General features: G+C 73.8%; 6 protein-coding genes. All 6 read right to left on the minus strand.

The window, feature by feature from the left end; genetic code table 11:
* Window positions 1-82 precede the first annotated feature (82 nt).
* The 6 genes from AB0K03_RS29785 to AB0K03_RS29810 all read right to left on the minus strand — a co-directional run bounded on the left by AB0K03_RS29785 (window position 83) and on the right by AB0K03_RS29810 (window position 15,511).
* The gene (locus AB0K03_RS29785; RefSeq protein ID WP_364691418.1) at window positions 83-1,687 is read right to left on the minus strand and encodes a hypothetical protein; all 1,605 of its coding nucleotides are present in this window, start codon (window positions 1,685-1,687) and stop codon (window positions 83-85) included.
* A gap of 85 nt (window positions 1,688-1,772) precedes the next feature.
* Window positions 1,773-2,714, minus strand: coding sequence for a hypothetical protein (locus AB0K03_RS29790; protein ID WP_364691421.1), 942 nt, complete (start codon window positions 2,712-2,714; stop codon window positions 1,773-1,775).
* Between the two features lie 8 nt (window positions 2,715-2,722).
* Complete coding sequence (locus tag AB0K03_RS29795) at window positions 2,723-3,493, minus strand: alpha/beta hydrolase (protein ID WP_364691424.1); 771 nt, start codon at window positions 3,491-3,493, stop codon at window positions 2,723-2,725.
* Window positions 3,490-3,789 (minus strand): acyl carrier protein, encoded by a 300-nt coding sequence (locus AB0K03_RS29800; protein ID WP_364691427.1) that lies wholly within the window; start codon window positions 3,787-3,789, stop codon window positions 3,490-3,492. Before AB0K03_RS29800 ends, AB0K03_RS29795 begins: the two co-directional genes overlap by 4 nt.
* A 13-nt stretch (window positions 3,790-3,802) precedes the next feature.
* Complete coding sequence (locus tag AB0K03_RS29805; protein ID WP_364691430.1) at window positions 3,803-8,389, minus strand: beta-ketoacyl synthase N-terminal-like domain-containing protein; 4,587 nt, start codon at window positions 8,387-8,389, stop codon at window positions 3,803-3,805.
* Window positions 8,390-8,395: 6 nt separating this feature from the next.
* Window positions 8,396-15,511 (minus strand): SDR family NAD(P)-dependent oxidoreductase, encoded by a 7,116-nt coding sequence (locus AB0K03_RS29810; protein WP_364691433.1) that lies wholly within the window; start codon window positions 15,509-15,511, stop codon window positions 8,396-8,398.
* Between the last annotated feature and the right edge of the window lie 27 nt (window positions 15,512-15,538).

Below are 15,538 nucleotides of genomic sequence, written 5' to 3' on the forward strand. Positions count from 1 at the left end.
GCCGGAAGCTGGGGCTGGGATTCGTCACCACGAAACGGGTCTGCGGCGTCGTGGGATGCGCCGCCCGCCCACGCTTGCGGTGTTACGGGTGGGGCACCGTGAGCCTTCTCAGCTCCCAGCCGCCCTCGGGGACCGAGTCGGTGGGGTCGGTACGCAGGTTCATCGGGTTGGCCATGCCGAGGTACAGGGCGTTCCCGTCGGTGACCATGTTGCGGATGCCGTAGTTGAGGTGGTTGCCGAGACCCTGGGTGTCGACGGCCTGGGCCGGCGCATCGGCGGAGGGGAACGCCCACAGGTCGGCTCCCCAGCCGGCCGGGTCGGTGGGTGGCGCGTCGTCGGCGAGGTCCTGGACGAGGTAGCTCCAGTCCATCGTGCCGACGTAGAGCCGGTCGCCGGCCACCGTCATCCGCCACGTGTAGTTGTTGAAGGTGTTGCCGAAGCCGGACTTGCCGTAACGCGGGGTCCAACCCGTCGGCACGGCCGCCCAGGTGCCGGTCTCGGGGGTGTAGCGGGGCAGGGCGGATTCGCCGTACAGCAGCTCGATCTGCTGCTGCGGGGTGCCGAGGTTCCGTCCCCGCCAGATGCTCGTGGCGCGCTGGGTGAAGCGGACCTGGGCGCGCTGCGCCTCCGGGGTGGGCTGCGGGTACGTGGTCTGGTGCACTTTTGTGGCCTTCAGCGGCACGTGCATGCTGCCCCAGTAGAGCCAGCCGCCGTAGGACGCGACGCCGCCGAGGCCGTACGTGGTCGTGGTGAGCGAGTCGGTCTCGTAGCTGCCGGCGTTCCACACCTGGGTCCACTCACCACCGTCGAGCGGCAACGGTGGGCTCCGCCAGACGCCGGCGAGCTGCGCGTCCGCGGTGGGGCGGGCGGTCGACCAGGTGGTCGCGTACAGCCGTCCGTCCTGGTACGCGAGGTCGGCGGCCTGCGCGGGCAGGGTGCCGACCCGCTCGAAGAGGAACGGGGTGACCCGGTTGCCGCGCCAGCGCAGCACCGCCCCGCCGAGCTCGCCACCGGGCCCGGTCCCCACACCGAGGTACAGGTTGCCGCCGGCGGCGAGGAACGTGCGGGCGTTGCCGTACTGGGCCAGCGTGCGCGAGCCGAGGAAGCGTCGGCTGACGGCGTCGAAGGCGAAGACGTTGAGGCCGCTGGTCAGCGAGGGACCCGCGAAGAGCACCACGCCGCCGAGCGTTCCGGCCGCGCGCATGCCGAGCGTGCTGCGCAGCCGCCGGGCGTCCGCGGCGGAGGCGCCGGTGATGTCGGCCGACCGGTCGGTGAGGGCGCCGGTGCCGGTGTCGTAGAGCCACACCTGGGGTGGGCGCACGTCGCCCAGGGCGTCGGGCACGCTCGGGTGGGTGCGGGCGACCTGGCTTTCGCCGTACTCGCAGACGTAGTTGTCGTTGACCACGGGCTCGCTGGTGGCGAGGCTGGTGCCGCTGGTCAGGCAGTGGGTGTTGGCGCCGGTGCCGAACCAGACCTGCTTGCCGGCTCGGGTCAGGCCCCACACGTACGCCTGGTTCACCTTCGGTTCGCCCTGCGCGCACGGCGGGCCCGGTGGGTACGGCTGCCCGATGCCGGCGAAGCACTCGTCCGGCGCGGCCTTGCCCAGCAGCTCGAAGCTGTCCGCCTTCGCGACGGACGTGGGCGAGACCGCCAGCAGGAGAGCCGCTAATCCGGCTAACGCACTCATGCTGTGCCTCCAGTCGGCATGCCCTCCTGGCCCTCACAGCCGAGGCCGTCGCCCGGTTCAGCAAGGAGTTGTTCGGTGCAGTCGGTCATGCCGGCACCGCTACTGGCTCAGGCTTGCGGACGCGATCGGCCACCGACACCGCCCACCCGGCCGGGTCGGCGAAGCCGAGGAACGCGCCGAGGGCGGTCAGCTCGCCCACCGGGTCCGCCACCAGGGCCTCGTACGCCATCTTGTGCAGGTGGGCCGGCGGGTGATCGGCCAGCGCCTGCTCGGCCTGGCTGCTCATGAACGCGCACAACCCCATGAACCGCTTCGGGTCGCGGCCGCGCTCCTGCAGGAACTCGGCGGTGAGCCGGTCGGGCAGGTACGCGCGGACCTCCTCCGGCATGTCGTCGCTCGCGTCGGCGGTGAGCGGGTCCACGCCGTACCGTCCGACCGCCTCGACCCGCAGCTGCACGAGCTGGAACGACGAGTGCCGGCTCATCGACTTCGCGGTCGCCGCCCAGTCCCGGGTCAGGTAGACGATCTTCGCGCTGGGGAAGTTCTCCAGCAGCGAGGTGGTGACCTGGCTGGAGCCGCCGGACCGCTCCACCCAGCGCTTCTTGCCGGTCAGCTCGGTGAGCAGGTCGAGGAACGCCTGGTGGTGCGCGCCGACGCTCTGCGTCGGGAAGGCACGCACCCGCGGCGCGAGCTGGTCGAACAGCGCGTCCGGGTCGTCGGTCAGCTTGGCCAGCGTGATGGCGAGGATCCTCGGGAGGTTGACCAGGTCGTCGGTGAAGCGGCCGGTGGCCGGGTAGCGCACCTCCTTGGGCGGCACGCCGATGCGGAACAGCACCGACAGCTCCTCCTTGGGACCGCTGAGCACGTCCCAGTACGCCGGCCCGGTGATGATCTCGGTGCTCCGGTTCCACGGCGCCACCGACATGAAGAACTCCTGCACCGAGCAGGTCTCCGGCTCCTCGACGATGAGGTCGGAGAGCAGGGTGGAACCACAGCGGCCGTTGCTGATGATGATGGCGCGGTCCATCGGATCTCCTAGTGCACGTGGGTGGCGAGCCAGGGCAGCACCTCGGCGCGCACCTGGTCGGGAGCCTTGATGAGCAGGGTGTGCTTCTGGCCGGGGACGACGACGTGTTTGGACTGCGGCAGCAGCCGCTCGGTGGCGGTCGCGAGCTCCTTGACCGCCGATTCGCCGCCGTACAGGCACAGGACGGGACAGTCGACCGCGGCGAACGCGGCCGCATCGGGCAGGGCGCTCGCCGGCAGCTCCTCGCCGATGCTGGTCTGGGCCAGCAGCGCCGAGGCGTCGCGCATCCGCCGGGCCATGAGCGGGCGGCTCGCGGCCACCGCGTCGGCGTCGGCGAGCGTCTCCGTGACCCGGGCGAGCCGGCGCGCCATCCGGGTGAACCACTCCCCGGTGGGCGGCGCCGACTCGATGGTGACGATGCCGGCGACCGCGGACGGGTGGCGGGCCGCGTACGCGAACGCGACCGTGCCCCCGAACGAGTTGCCGAACAGATGCACCGGCCCGTCGACGCCCCAGTGCGCGAGCAGCGCCTCGAGGTCGTCGACGAAGTCGTCCAGGCGGTAGCCGGTGGCGGGGCGCGCGCTGCGGCCGTGTCCGCGCAGGTCGTACAGCAGCACCCGCAGGCCGGCCTCGGCCAGCGGGTGGGCCAGCGTGAGGAACCAGCTCGCCATGCTGTCCGACGTCATGCCGTGGATCAGCACCACCGTGCCCCGGTGGGCGCCGATCGGCGGCACCTCCTCCACGTGCTGGGCGATCCCGTTCGCCCGGACCATGCTCATGACGTGGCCGGAACCTTCGCGAGCGAGTCGGCGATGTAGTCGACGAGCTGGCCGACGCGCAGCTCACCCACCGACTCGACGTCCAGGCCGGAGACGAACAGCGCGAAGTTCACCGAGGTGCCGTAGCGGGCCTGCAGCCGCCCGGCGAGCGAGACGACGTCGATGCTCTCCATGCCGAGGTCGTCGCGGAAGGTGGTGTCCATGGTGATCTCGGCGTCGTCGCCGAAGTCGCCGAGCACGGAACGCAGCATTCCGGCGACGTCGGCGAGGATCGTGGTGGTCCGGTCCAGGGGCATGGCGGTGCTCCTCTTAGTTCTCTACGGGGTTGGTCCAGGCGACGACGTAGCGGCGCGGCGGCAGGTCGGGCGGGTTCTCGATCTCCCGCCAGGCGACCGGGAAGACCCGGTCGCCGACGGTCACCGTGCCGGCGGCCAGGGAGACTTCGAAGCGGCGGGGCGCGCCGTCGAGCCCCGTGCCGAGCGCCTTGCCGACGGCCTCCTTGGCGGCCCAGAGCCGGGCGAAGCTGCGGTCGTCGGTGAGCTGGGCCCGCTCGGCGTCGGTGAGCGCGTACCGGTAGGTGCTCTCCTCGCGCGGGGCGATCTCGACGACGTCGATGCCCACCTGCGCGCCCGCGGGGCCTGCGATGGCCACGCCGACCTCGCCGGTGTGCGCGATCGACACCGCGCAGTCGACCAGGCCGCGGCCCGGACGCAGCTGCACGTACGGCCGGCCGCTCGGCTCGTTGCGCACGGTCAGCTCGATCGGGTAGACGTCGGTGTGCCCGGCGTCCCACTGCCGGAAGCGCACCGCGTCCTTGGCGGCGATCCGCCCCAGCATCCACTGGTTGCGCCGCGCGCCGGGCATCCGCTCGTACTCGACCGCGGCCTCGCCGCCGAGGATGCCGCGCGCCGCCATGCCCCGGGTGACCAGGTCGGTCCACGCGTCGAAGACCACCGTCCAGCCGCCGTCCTGCCGCAGCGACATGGGGTACTTCTCCGGGAACCGCTCGCAGGCGCGCGCCGTCGGGTGGCTGTCGAACCGCCGGTCGGTGGCGCCGTTGATCTGCGCCCACACCCGGCCGTTCACCGACAGTTGCGTGTCGGCGACCAGCTCACCGTCGGTGACGGTGCGCACCCGGGCGACGCAGTCGAACGCCGTACCCGGCGCCGGCGGCGGGCCGTGGAACGTGACGTGCCGCAGCCCGACCGGCAACGCCACCGTGCGGAACGGCTGCGTGGTGATGAGCCAGTTGCCGATGAGCTGCAGCGCGTTGTCGAGCAGCGCACCCGGCGGCGTCGGCGCGGTGACGATGCCACGCACGTGCATGTCGCCGAGCGCGTGGACGTCGGTGACTCCCTGGAACTGCGGGCCGTGGAACATGAGGCGCTCGGCGTACATCTGCTCCGCGCTGATCGTGGGCGGGAACTCCGTCGCCGGGTCCTGCGTCCACGGCTTCTCCGCCGGCTCCGGGTAGGCGGCCGCCATCTCCACGGTGGAGCGGGCGTACCCGCCGAAGATCACCGTGACGACGTTCGCGCCGGCCCGCTTGACCGTGATGTCGACCTTCTGCGGCGGCGCGGCGATCAGCCAGCGGTTGAACTTCGCGTCGCGCACCGTGACGGCCTTGAGGCCGGGCAGGGCCCGCTCCGCGGCGTCCATCATGTGCTGCACCACGGTCGTCGCGGGCACGACCGGCCAGCGGTCCTCGACCCGCGGCCAGTCGTCCGGCTGCACGAAGAAGCAGTGGTCACGCAGGTAGGGCATCGTCTCCACGGAGACGTCGAGGGTCGTTCTGAGGAGGATTTCCTCCGCTTGGCTCGACGGTACGGCTACCGGCCTCGCTGACACCGTCGATCCGTGCCCAGCGGTTACCGGCGGTGGTGCCGCTGCCGCCCTCGCCGCCGGCGCCGTCGCGGCCCGCTGCCGGGGAATCCCCGCCGCGGCGGGTTGCTGCCGCGGGACCGCCGGCGCGGGTTGCTGCCGCGGGATCGCCGGCCGCCGTGCGGGGGCCGTGGCGGCGGCGTTCATGACGGTGACCGCGTCGCTGGCGGTCTCCTGCAGCAGCGCGGCCAGCTCGGCCGCGGCCTTCGACGTGCCGGCCATCTTGCTCAGCGCGGACAACGCCGCGGTGTGCGCCTCGGCGTTGGGCTGCGGTTCTTTCTTCGGCTCAGCCGGTCGCGTCGCGTTCCTCGGCTCGGCCGGGTGTGTCGTGCCCAGGCCGAGGATCTCGTCCGCGCCCTCCCCGAGCTTCACCAGCGGGCCACCCAGGTCCAGGCGGACCGCCGGGCCCTTGCGCGCCGACGGCTCGGCCACCGCGTTGACCTTCGGCGCGGCCCGGTGCACGGGTGCCGGGTCCAGAACCGCCAGGTCCGGGTCGCCGCCGTCCACCCACAACGCCGTGGCGACCCGGCGCAGCTGGGCGAGGCCGTCGCGGCGGGACACGTTCACCGGCATCGCCAGGTGCTCGCGGTCGCGCAGGTTGTCGTCGATCAGCGAGGCGAGCTGACCGGCGCCCATCTGCAGGAACACCCGGATGCCGGCGTCGTACATGGCGGCGACCGTCCGGCGGAACCAGACCGGCTCGATCATGTGCCGGATGAACAGCTGGTTGACCTCGTCGGGGTCGGACGGGAACGGCGCAGAGATCGTGCCCGACCAGACCGGCACCTCGGTGGGGTGCACCTCCCAGCGGCCCAACGCCGCGCCGATCGCCTGCAGGCCCTCGGCGAACACGGGCGTGTGGAACGCCGACCGGAACGGCAGCAGCTGGCACAGAATGGTCCGCGCGCGCAGGTCGTCGACCAGCCGCTGAACCTGCTCCCGGGGCCCGTTGACGACGCACTGGTTCGGGGCGTTGTCGTGCGACAGGACCACGCCCGGGTAGCCGTCCAGCAGCGGCGTCACGGTCTCCATCGGGGCGCTGACCGCGGCGAACGCGTACCCGGAGACCTCCACGCTGTCGGCGTCGAAGATGCCGAGGAACGCGTCGACGCCCTGGGTGCTCATCTGCCCGGTGACCGCCGCGGCCGTCCACTCCCCGATGCTGTGACCGGCGACCGCGTCCGGGCGTACGTTCATCCGGCGCACCGCGTCGTCCAGCAGCCTGCCCACCTCGACGAGGCCGGAGCCGTGCCGGCCGAGGTCCTCGGCGGTCCACTCCCGGTGCGGCAGTCCGAAGTGGGCGGCGATGTCGGCGGTCCGCGGCGCGAACTCCGCCTCCACGCCGGGGAACACGAACGCCAGCTTGCCGCCGCCGGGGCCGAGCAGGGGCCGCGGGGTGAACCACAGGTCGCGGCCGCCGCGCCACGCCTCGCCGCGCGCCACGATCTTGCGGGCGATGGCGAGACGCTGGTCGCTGGGGTCGACGATGCCCAGGCGTACCGGTCCGCCGGTCGCGGGGCGGGGCAGGTCGCGGACGTCGGGACGCTCCAGCAGGCGGCCCATCTCCTCGACGGAGGAGGCGGCGAGCCAGACGATGTGCTCCGGCTCGGCGACCGTCACGGGCGCGGCGGACTCGTACTGCTCGACGATGACGTGCGCGTTGACGCCGCCGAAGCCGAACGCGTTGACCCCGGCGCGGCGCGGTCCCTGGCTGCGCCACGGCTGGGCCGACGCGATCGGCTGGAACCGGGTCTTCGCCATCTCCGCCCGCGGCTTCGTGACGTTCAACGTCGGCGGCAGGACGCCGTGGTACACCGCGAGCGTCGCCTTGATGAGCCCGGCGACCCCGGCCGCCGGCATCGCGTGACCGATCATCGACTTCACCGAGCCGATGACCGGCTTCTCGCCGCCGGCGTACGGTCCGAACACCTCGGCCACCGAGGTCAGCTCCGCGGCGTCACCGGTCGGGGTGGCGGTGCCGTGCGCCTCGAGCAGGCCGAGGGCGTCCGGGGCGGTCGGGTCGAGCCCTGCCGTCTCCCAGGCGCGCCGGATCGCCAGGACCTGGCCGGAGCTGGCCGGGTTGAACATGCTCGCCGAGCGGCCGTCGCTGGAGGTGCCGCTGCCGCGGATCACCCCGTACACCCGGTCGCCGTCGCGCTCGGCGTCGGCCAGCCGCTTGAGCACCACCATGCCGGTGCCCTCGCCGATCAGCACCCCGTCGGCGTCGGCGTCGAACGGGCGGATGTCGCCCTTTCGGCTCAGCGCCTGCAGCTGGCTGAACACCGACCAGAAGCTGATGTCGTGCACGTGGTGCACCCCGCCGGCCAGCACCGCGTCGAGCCGGCCGTTGATCAGCTCGGTCATCCCCTGGTCGACGGCGATCAGCGAGGACGCGCACGCCGCGTCGATCGTGTACGCCGGCCCGCGCAGGTTCAGCCGGTTGGCGACCCGGGACGCGGCCAGGTTGGGCACCAGCCCGATCGTGCCCTCGGGCTGGTGTTTGCCGAGCCGCTCGTCGATGCGGTTACGCAGCATCTCGAGGCGGTCCTCGCCGAGGTCCGGCATCAGCTCGCGCAGCACGCTGATGACCTGGCTGGCCATGCGCACCTTGTTGGCGTAGCGCGACGCGGCCGGGTTGAGCAGGCCGCCGCGGCCCAGGATCACGCCGATCCGGTCGGCGTCGGGCATCCGCTGCGAGCCACCCGCGTCGGCGATCGCCGCCGCGGCCACCTCGAGCGCGATGAGCTGGTCCGGCTCGATGTCGCCGACCGAGTTGGGCATGATGCCGAACTTCAGCGGCTCGAACACGGCCTGCTCGTCGAGGAACCCGCCGCGTCGGGTGTAGAGCCGGTCGGGGCGGTGCGCGTTGTCCGGGTCGTAGAACAGCGCGTCGAAGCGGTCCTCGGGGACATCGGTGATCATGTCCTTGCCGTTGACCAGGTTCTGCCAGTACTGCTCCAGGTTGGCGGCGCCCGGGAAGATCGCCGCCATCCCCACGATGGCGATCGGCTGCACGGCGGCCTACCAGCCCGACGCGGTCAGCACGACCGACGGGTTGTCGCCCCACGCCAGCTCGCGCAGCAGGCTCATCGCGCCCTCCTCGGGGTCGATGAGGCCGATGCCGCGGCGGGCGTACTCCGCGGTCAGCTCGGGCGTCACCATGCCGCCGTGCTGCCCGACCGGCGCCCACGGACCCCAGTGCACGGTCAGCGCGCGGTGCCCGGTGGCCTGCGACCAGCGCGCGCCCATCGCGTCGAGCGCGTCGTTGGCGGCGGCGTAGTCGCTCTGGCCGCGGTTGCCGTACGCGGCCGCGATGCTGCCGAACATCACCACGAACTTCGGTGCCGCGCCGCACGCGTCGAGCGCCTCCAGCACCGACCGGGCGCCGTCCACCTTGGTGCGGAACACCCGCTCGAAGGAGGCCGGGTCCTTGTCGCCGATGAGCTTGTCCTCGATGATCCCGGCCGCGTAGACGAGGCCGTCGAGGCGGCCGTGCTCGTCGTGGATCCGTTTGATCAGCCGGCGGGTCGCCTCGTCGTCGCGGACGTCCAGCGAGTGGTAGCGCACCTCGGCGCCGAGCTCGGTCAGCTCGGCCACGGTGGCGTTGACCTCGCGAGCCGCGAGGATCGCCGAGGCCGCCCGGTCGATGTCGGCCGGCGAGCGCATGCCGCGCCGGGCGAACGCCGCCCGCAGCGCCGCCTTGTCGGTGGCGGCGGCCAGCTCCGGGTCCTCGTCGGTCTGCGGCAGCGGGGTACGCCCGACCAGCTCGACCCGGCACCGGGAGGCGGCGGCGACCGTACGGGCGAACCACGGCGTGATGCCCCGCGCCCCGCCGATCAGCACCACCACCGCGTCCTGGTCGAGCCCGATCGCGCGGGCCTCGGCCACACCGTCCCCGGCCGGTCCCGCCCCGCCGTCGGCGAGCATCCCGAGGCCGCTCTCGGTGAGCCGCCCCACGAGGCGGCCCTCGGCCCGGCGGTACACCACGGGTGTCGTGGAGCTGTCGTGCAGCTCCTCCATCAGCGCGCCCGCGACGTCATCGGGGCCGGCCTGCGCGGACATCTCGACGTAGCGGGCGACGGTCTCCGGATACTCCCGGGCGATCGTGCGGAACAGCCCGGTCAGGCCGTCGGTACGCGCGTCGGCCGGGCCCGCGGCGATGAGCCAGCGCGGCCCGCCGGCGAGGGCGTTCTTGAGGAAACCGAACGCGTCGGGCAGCAGCGGGCCCGAGCCGTCGGTGAGCCCGTCGAGCAGGATGATGCCGTCGGCGCCGGCCGGGTCGTCGGTGAGCGCGCCGGTCGCCGCGGTGGCGCCGGACTCGGTGAGCAGCTCGGCGAGCCGTACGCCGGCAGCGCCGCCCCCGGTGATCAGGAAGCGGGCGCCGGCCAGGCCCGGCCCGGCCGTCTCGCCGGGAGCGGCGGGCTCGAGGCGAGCGACGAGGCGCTGCGGCGCGATGCCCAGCCGGGGCGGCGCCTCGCTCTCCTCGGCCCTGACCTCTGACGCCGCAACGGCCGGGGCGGGGGCGGCCGACGCGTTGATCTTCGTGTCGAGCCAGCCGACCATCGCCCGTACGGTCCGCGCCTTGACCAGGTCCTCCAGCTCGGACTCGTCGCCCTCCACGGCGAGGCCCAGCCGGTCGGCCACCTCGCCGGCCACCTCCGCGCGCTTGATGGAGTCGACGCTGAGGTCCGCCTCCAGATCAAGGTCAAGCTCGATGAGCTCCTCGGGGTAGCCGGTGCGCTCGCTGATCACCGCGAGCACCGCGCCCTGCACGTCGATCGCCGGAGCCGACGCGGCGGGTGCCACGACCGCCGGGGCGGCGGGAGCGGTCGTGTTGATCTTCGAGTCGAGCCAGCCCACCATCGCGCGGACGGTCCGGGCCTTGACCAGGTCCTCCAGCTCGGACTCGTCGCCCTCGACCGCCAGCCCGAGCCGGTTGGCGACCTCGCCGGCCACCTCGGCACGCTTGATCGAGTCGACGCTCAGGTCCGCCTCGAGGTCCAGGTCCAGCTCGATGAGCTCCTCCGGGTAGCCGGTGCGCTCGCTGATGACGGAGAGGACGGCGCCCTGGACGTCCATGCCGGGGGCCGCCACCGCCGGCTCCGGAACGAGCACCGCCTCCGTCTCGGCGACCGTCGGGTAGTGCACCCCGGACGTCATCACCGGCGCCGGCGAGACCGGCGCGGCCATCGGCGTGGCCGCCGCCACCGGTACGGGGGCGAGCGCCGGCGCGGCCACGGCCTCGCCCGGCTGCCACACGAGCCGCCCGCCGGAACCGTCCCCGCCCAGGAACGCCAGCAGCACGTCGCGCTGGGTCGCGATCAGGTCCCGGCTGGTCCGCAGGAACTCGCTGACCAGCTCGCTGCGGCTGTCGCGGACGCCCTCGGGCCCCGGCGCTGCGGTCATCGTCACCTCTCCGATCTCGATGCGCCGGGCGGGGGTCATCCCGCCGGGCAGGCACTGTCCGTTGCCGTCCCGGACCACCTGGCCGTCGACGGTCCACATGGGGCGGTTCGTCGCCGGGCCCGCCGGGTCACCGGCGTCGCGTCCGGCGAAGAGCCAGCCGGTCTGCACGGGCACCCCGGCGCAGGCCAGCTCGGCGGCGGCGGTGAGCAGCGCGCGCAGGCCCTGCCCGGGGCGGCCGTCGACGGTGACGACCAGGTGCGGGCGGTCGCCGAGCACCGCGCCGACCAGGCCGGCGAGAACCTGGCCGGGGCCGGCCTCGACGAAGGTGCGGGCACCGGCGGCGTACATGGCCTCGATCTGCTCGACGAAGCGGACCGGCGCGCCGATCTGCCCGGCGAGCCCGTCACGGACCGCGGCGGCGTCCGCCGGGTACGGCTCCGCGCTGCGGTTGGACCACACCGGGAACGCCGGCGCGCCGATCTCGCGGGTGGCGAGCACGCCGGCGAAGGTGTCGGAGCCGCCGGCCACGACCGGGCTGTGGAACGCGGCCGCCACCGGGATGCCCCGGGCCCGCAGGCCGGCCTCCTTGAGCGCGGCCGTCGCGCGCTTGACCGCCTCGGTCGGTCCCGAGATGACGACCTGAGTCGGCGCGTTGTGGTTGGCGAGCACCACCTCGCCGGACAGCCCGGCGGCGGCCAGCACGCCGGAGATCTGCTCGGCGGTGCCGCTCACCGCGGCCATCGTGCCCGGGTCGTCGCCCGCGGCGGCGAGGATCGCGGCGGCCCGCTCGCGACTCAGGTCCAGCAGCGTCGCCGGGTCGAAGGCGCCCGCCGTGCACAGCGCCACGAGCTCGCCGTAGCTGTGCCCACCGGCCATGTCGGGGCGTACGCCGAGGCGCCGCAGCACGTGGTCGGCGGCGAGACCGCCGATGCCCAGGACGGGCTGGGCGACGCGGGTGTCGCGTACGCGATCCTGCTGGGCCTTCTCCGTCTCCTCGTCGAACGCCGTCGGCGGGAACAGCAGGCCGGCCCATTCCCGGCCCAGCTCGAGATACTCGTGGAGCTCGGGGAAGGCGACGAACAGGTCGGACAACGCCCCCGGTTTCTGACTGCCCTGCCCCGGGAACAGGAAGGCGACCTTCCCCGGCCCCTCGGCCGCAGGCGGCTGGATCAAACCGGCACGCGGGTCGTGCTCGCCGTTCAGCGCGCGCTGCAGCAGCCCGGCCAGGTCGTCCACGCCGGACGCGACGACGGCGATGCGCACCGGGCCGGTCCGCGGGTCGGACTCGCGCGCCGCCGCGGCGGCCAGGTCCCGCAGTCGGCCGCTGCCCGGAAGCTTGTCGAGCAGCTTCTGCACGCCGCGCCGGGCCGTGTCAGCCGTGGCGCCGCGGAACAGGAACAGCTCGGCGGGCCACTGCTGCCGGGTGTGCCGCGGGTCCGCGGTGGCGGCGTGCGCGCCGAGCACCACGTGGAAGTTCGTGCCGCCGAAGCCGAACGCGCTGACGCCGGCGTACCGCTCCTCGGCGGGCGCGGCCCAGGGGCGGGTCTCGGTGTGGAAGGCGAACGGGCTGGACTCCGGGCTCCACGCCGGGTTGGGCCGGGTGAGTCCGATCGTCGGCGGCTTGACGCCGGTGTGCAGCGCGAGCGCCGCCTTGATCACGCCCGCCATGCCGGCCGCGCACTTCGTGTGCCCGATCTGCGACTTCACCGAGCCCAGCACCGTCGCGCCGGGGCGGGCGCCGGACTCGGTGAAGAGCCGGGTCAGCGTCTCCAGCTCCGTACGGTCACCGACGACCGTCCCGGTGCCGTGCGCCTCGACCAGCCCCACCTCGCTCGGGGAGATGCCCGCGCCGGCGTACGCCCGGTCGAGCGCCCGCCGCTGCCCCTCGGCGCGCGGCGCGGTCAGGCCCAGCGCCCGTCCGTCGCTGGCGCCGCCGAGGCCCTTGATGACGGCGTACACGCGGTCGCCGTCGCGCTCGGCGTCCGACAGCCGCTTGAGCACGACCGCGGCGACGCCCTCGCCCAGCGCGATGCCGTCGCCGGTGCTGTCGAAGGTGCGGCACCGGCCGGTCGGCGAGAGCGCGTGCGCCGAGGTGAACATCAGGTAGTCGTTGATGCCGTTGTGCAGGTCGGCGCCACCGCAGATCATCAGGTCGCTGTCGCCGGCGAGCAGCTCCTTGCAGGCGGAGTCCATCGCGGCCAGCGACGAGGCGCACGCGGCGTCCACGGTGTAGTTCGGGCCGCCCAGGTCGAGCCGGTTGGCCACCCGGCCGGCGATGACGTTGGCCAGCACGCCGGGGAACGTGTCCTCGGTGACGGTGGGCAGCAGGCCCTCCATCTGCTCCGGAACCTCGCCCAGGTAGCCGGGCAGCAGCGTGCGCAGCGTCTGCGTCTGGCTCATGTCGCTGCCGGCCTCGGCGCCGAACACCACGCCGGTCCGCGCGTGGTCGAAGCCCGAGTCGTACGCGTACCCCGCGTCCACCAGCGCCCGGTGCGAGATCTCCAGCGCGAGCAGCTGCGTCGGGTCGATGCTGGCCAGCGCGGCCGGCGGGATGCCGTACTTGATCGCGTCGAACGGTACGGGGTCGATGAACCCGCCCCACTTCGACACGGTGATCCGGCCGGTCTGCCCGGGCCCGACCTCGGGCGCGTAATACGTGTCGACGTCCCAGCGGTCGGCCGGCACCTCGCCCACCCGGTCCGCGCCGGTGAGCACCGTCTCCCAGAAGCTCGCCAGGTCGGGCGAGCCGGGGAAGACGCAGGCCATGCCGACGATCGCGACGTCCAGCGGGTCGGCGACCTCGGCCTCCAGCACCGGGTCGAGGCCCAGGTCCACGCGCAGATCGGCGACCCGGTCGGCGTGCGTGGCCGCGGCCGCGGTGGTGACCTGGGCGTGCAGCCCGGAGATCGTGGTCGCGGCGTCGCGCAGCACGGCGACCTGGCCGGCCATGAACAGGCCCTCGGCGGCCTGGGTGGCCTCGTCCACGGTGACCAGCCGGTCGCCGTCGCGGGTGAGGCCCTTGCTGGCGATGCGCAGCCGGCCGACGTTGAGCATCTCCAGCTGCTCCCAGACGACCCGGTTCTCCACGCCGGCGTCCTCGAGCTGCTCGCGCAGGCTGTGGAAGTCGTCCACGAAACCGGACTGCAGGCAGCGGGTGGCGTGGCCGGGGGCGGTCTCCAGCAGGGCGGTGCTCGTCGCGTCGATCGCCTGCTGCTGGAACAGCGGCTGGATCGCGCCGTGGGTCACGGCCTCCTCGGTGAACAGGTACGCCGTACCCATGAGCACGCCGACCTGGGCGCCGCGACGGGTGAGCGGACCGGCCATCGCGGCCACCATCGCCGCCGAGCGCTCGTCGTGGATGCCGCCGGCGAAGAAGATCTGCAGCTCCGCGGCCGTGCCGTCGGGACGGCCGGCGAGGAACTCCTCCAGCACGCCCAGCTGCGCCTCCCACAGCGGGAAGCTGGCCCGCGGGCCGACGTGCCCGCCGCACTCGGCGCCCTCGAAGATGAACTTGCGCGAGCCCGCCTGCAGGAACTGCTTGAGCAGACCGGGCGAGGGCACGTGCAGGAACGAGCTGATGCCGTCCGCCTCCAGGCCCTTCGCCTGGGCGGGACGACCGCCGGCGATGATCGCGACCGCGGGGCGGATCTCGCGGATCACCTCGATCTGCGCCGCGCGCAGCTGCTCCGGGGCGAAGCCGAGCACGCCGACACCCCACGGGCGGTCGCCCAGCGCGGCGGCGGCCTCGGTGAGCATCCGCCGGGTCTGCTCGGCGTTCGCCAGCGCGAGCGCGATGAACGGCAGGCCACCCCGCTCGGCCACCGACTCGGCGAACCCGGCGACGTCGCTCACCCGGGTCATCGGGCCCTGGGCGACGGGGAGGTCCACGCCGAGCGTCCGGGCCAACGGCGCGCCCGGTGCGAGCACGTCACCGGCCTCCGGGTGCTCCAGGGCCCGCAGGATCGAGTCGCGCACCCCGCGCACGGCGGCAGGCGTGTCGGCGTACCGGCGGGCGAAGTCGGCGGCGAGCCAGCCGTCCTGGCCGACGGGGAGCAGAGCGCCGTCGACCTCGATGCCCCGCAGCCCGTCGCGCAGCACCGTCTCGGTGCCGTCCATCCGGCGGATCGCGGAGCGGGCGCCGTCGGACACAGTGGACTCGGGCAGCAGCGTCAGCTGGGTGTCCAGCAGCACGCCCGCAGCACCGCCGACCACGCAGGCCGCCGCGGTGTACGGCCCCACGCCGCCGGCCACCCACACCGGCACCCCGAGCTCGACAAGACGCTGGAGCAACACGAACGCACTCAGTTCGCTGACCCGGCCGCCGGACTCCATGCCCCGCGCGACGAGCCCGTGGGCGCCGGCGGCGATCGCGGCGCGCGCCTCGTCGAGGCCGGTCACCTCCGCGTACACCTGGTGGCGCCCGGCCAGCGCGGCGATGTCCCAGCCGGCGTCGGCAGCCACGATCACCAGATCGACCGCATCGCCGGCCGCGCGCTCCATATCGGACGGTGTGGCGGCGCACGCGGCGGTCACCCGTACGCCCATGCCGTCGCGCGCCCGGCGCGCCGCCCGGCTCAGCAACCGCAGCGTCCAGGGGTCACCGGCGCCCAGGTCGAACACGCCGACCGCGCCGGCCCGGGCCGCCGCGGCGACCTGGTGCGGGCTCGGTTCGAGCGCCGCGCCGCCGCTCACGGCAAGAACCAGTGACCTCGTCTGTCGCACTGTCTTCATCGGACTCCCGCCTCGTCGTTCGGACAC

This window comes from Actinoplanes sp. NPDC049316 (assembly GCF_040677315.1).
Lineage (GTDB): Bacteria > Actinomycetota > Actinomycetes > Mycobacteriales > Micromonosporaceae > Actinoplanes.

Excerpts from the sequence above, each read along its gene's own strand:
- AB0K03_RS29785 (WP_364691418.1), bottom strand. The coding sequence starts at position 1,687 with ATGAGTGCGTTAGCCGGATTAGCGGCTCTCCTGCTGGCGGTCTCGCCC.
- AB0K03_RS29790 (WP_364691421.1), bottom strand. The coding sequence starts at position 2,714 with ATGGACCGCGCCATCATCATCAGCAACGGCCGCTGTGGTTCCACCCTG.
- AB0K03_RS29795 (WP_364691424.1), bottom strand. The coding sequence starts at position 3,493 with ATGAGCATGGTCCGGGCGAACGGGATCGCCCAGCACGTGGAGGAGGTG.
- AB0K03_RS29800 (WP_364691427.1), bottom strand. The coding sequence starts at position 3,789 with ATGCCCCTGGACCGGACCACCACGATCCTCGCCGACGTCGCCGGAATG.
- AB0K03_RS29810 (WP_364691433.1), bottom strand. The coding sequence starts at position 15,511 with ATGAAGACAGTGCGACAGACGAGGTCACTGGTTCTTGCCGTGAGCGGC.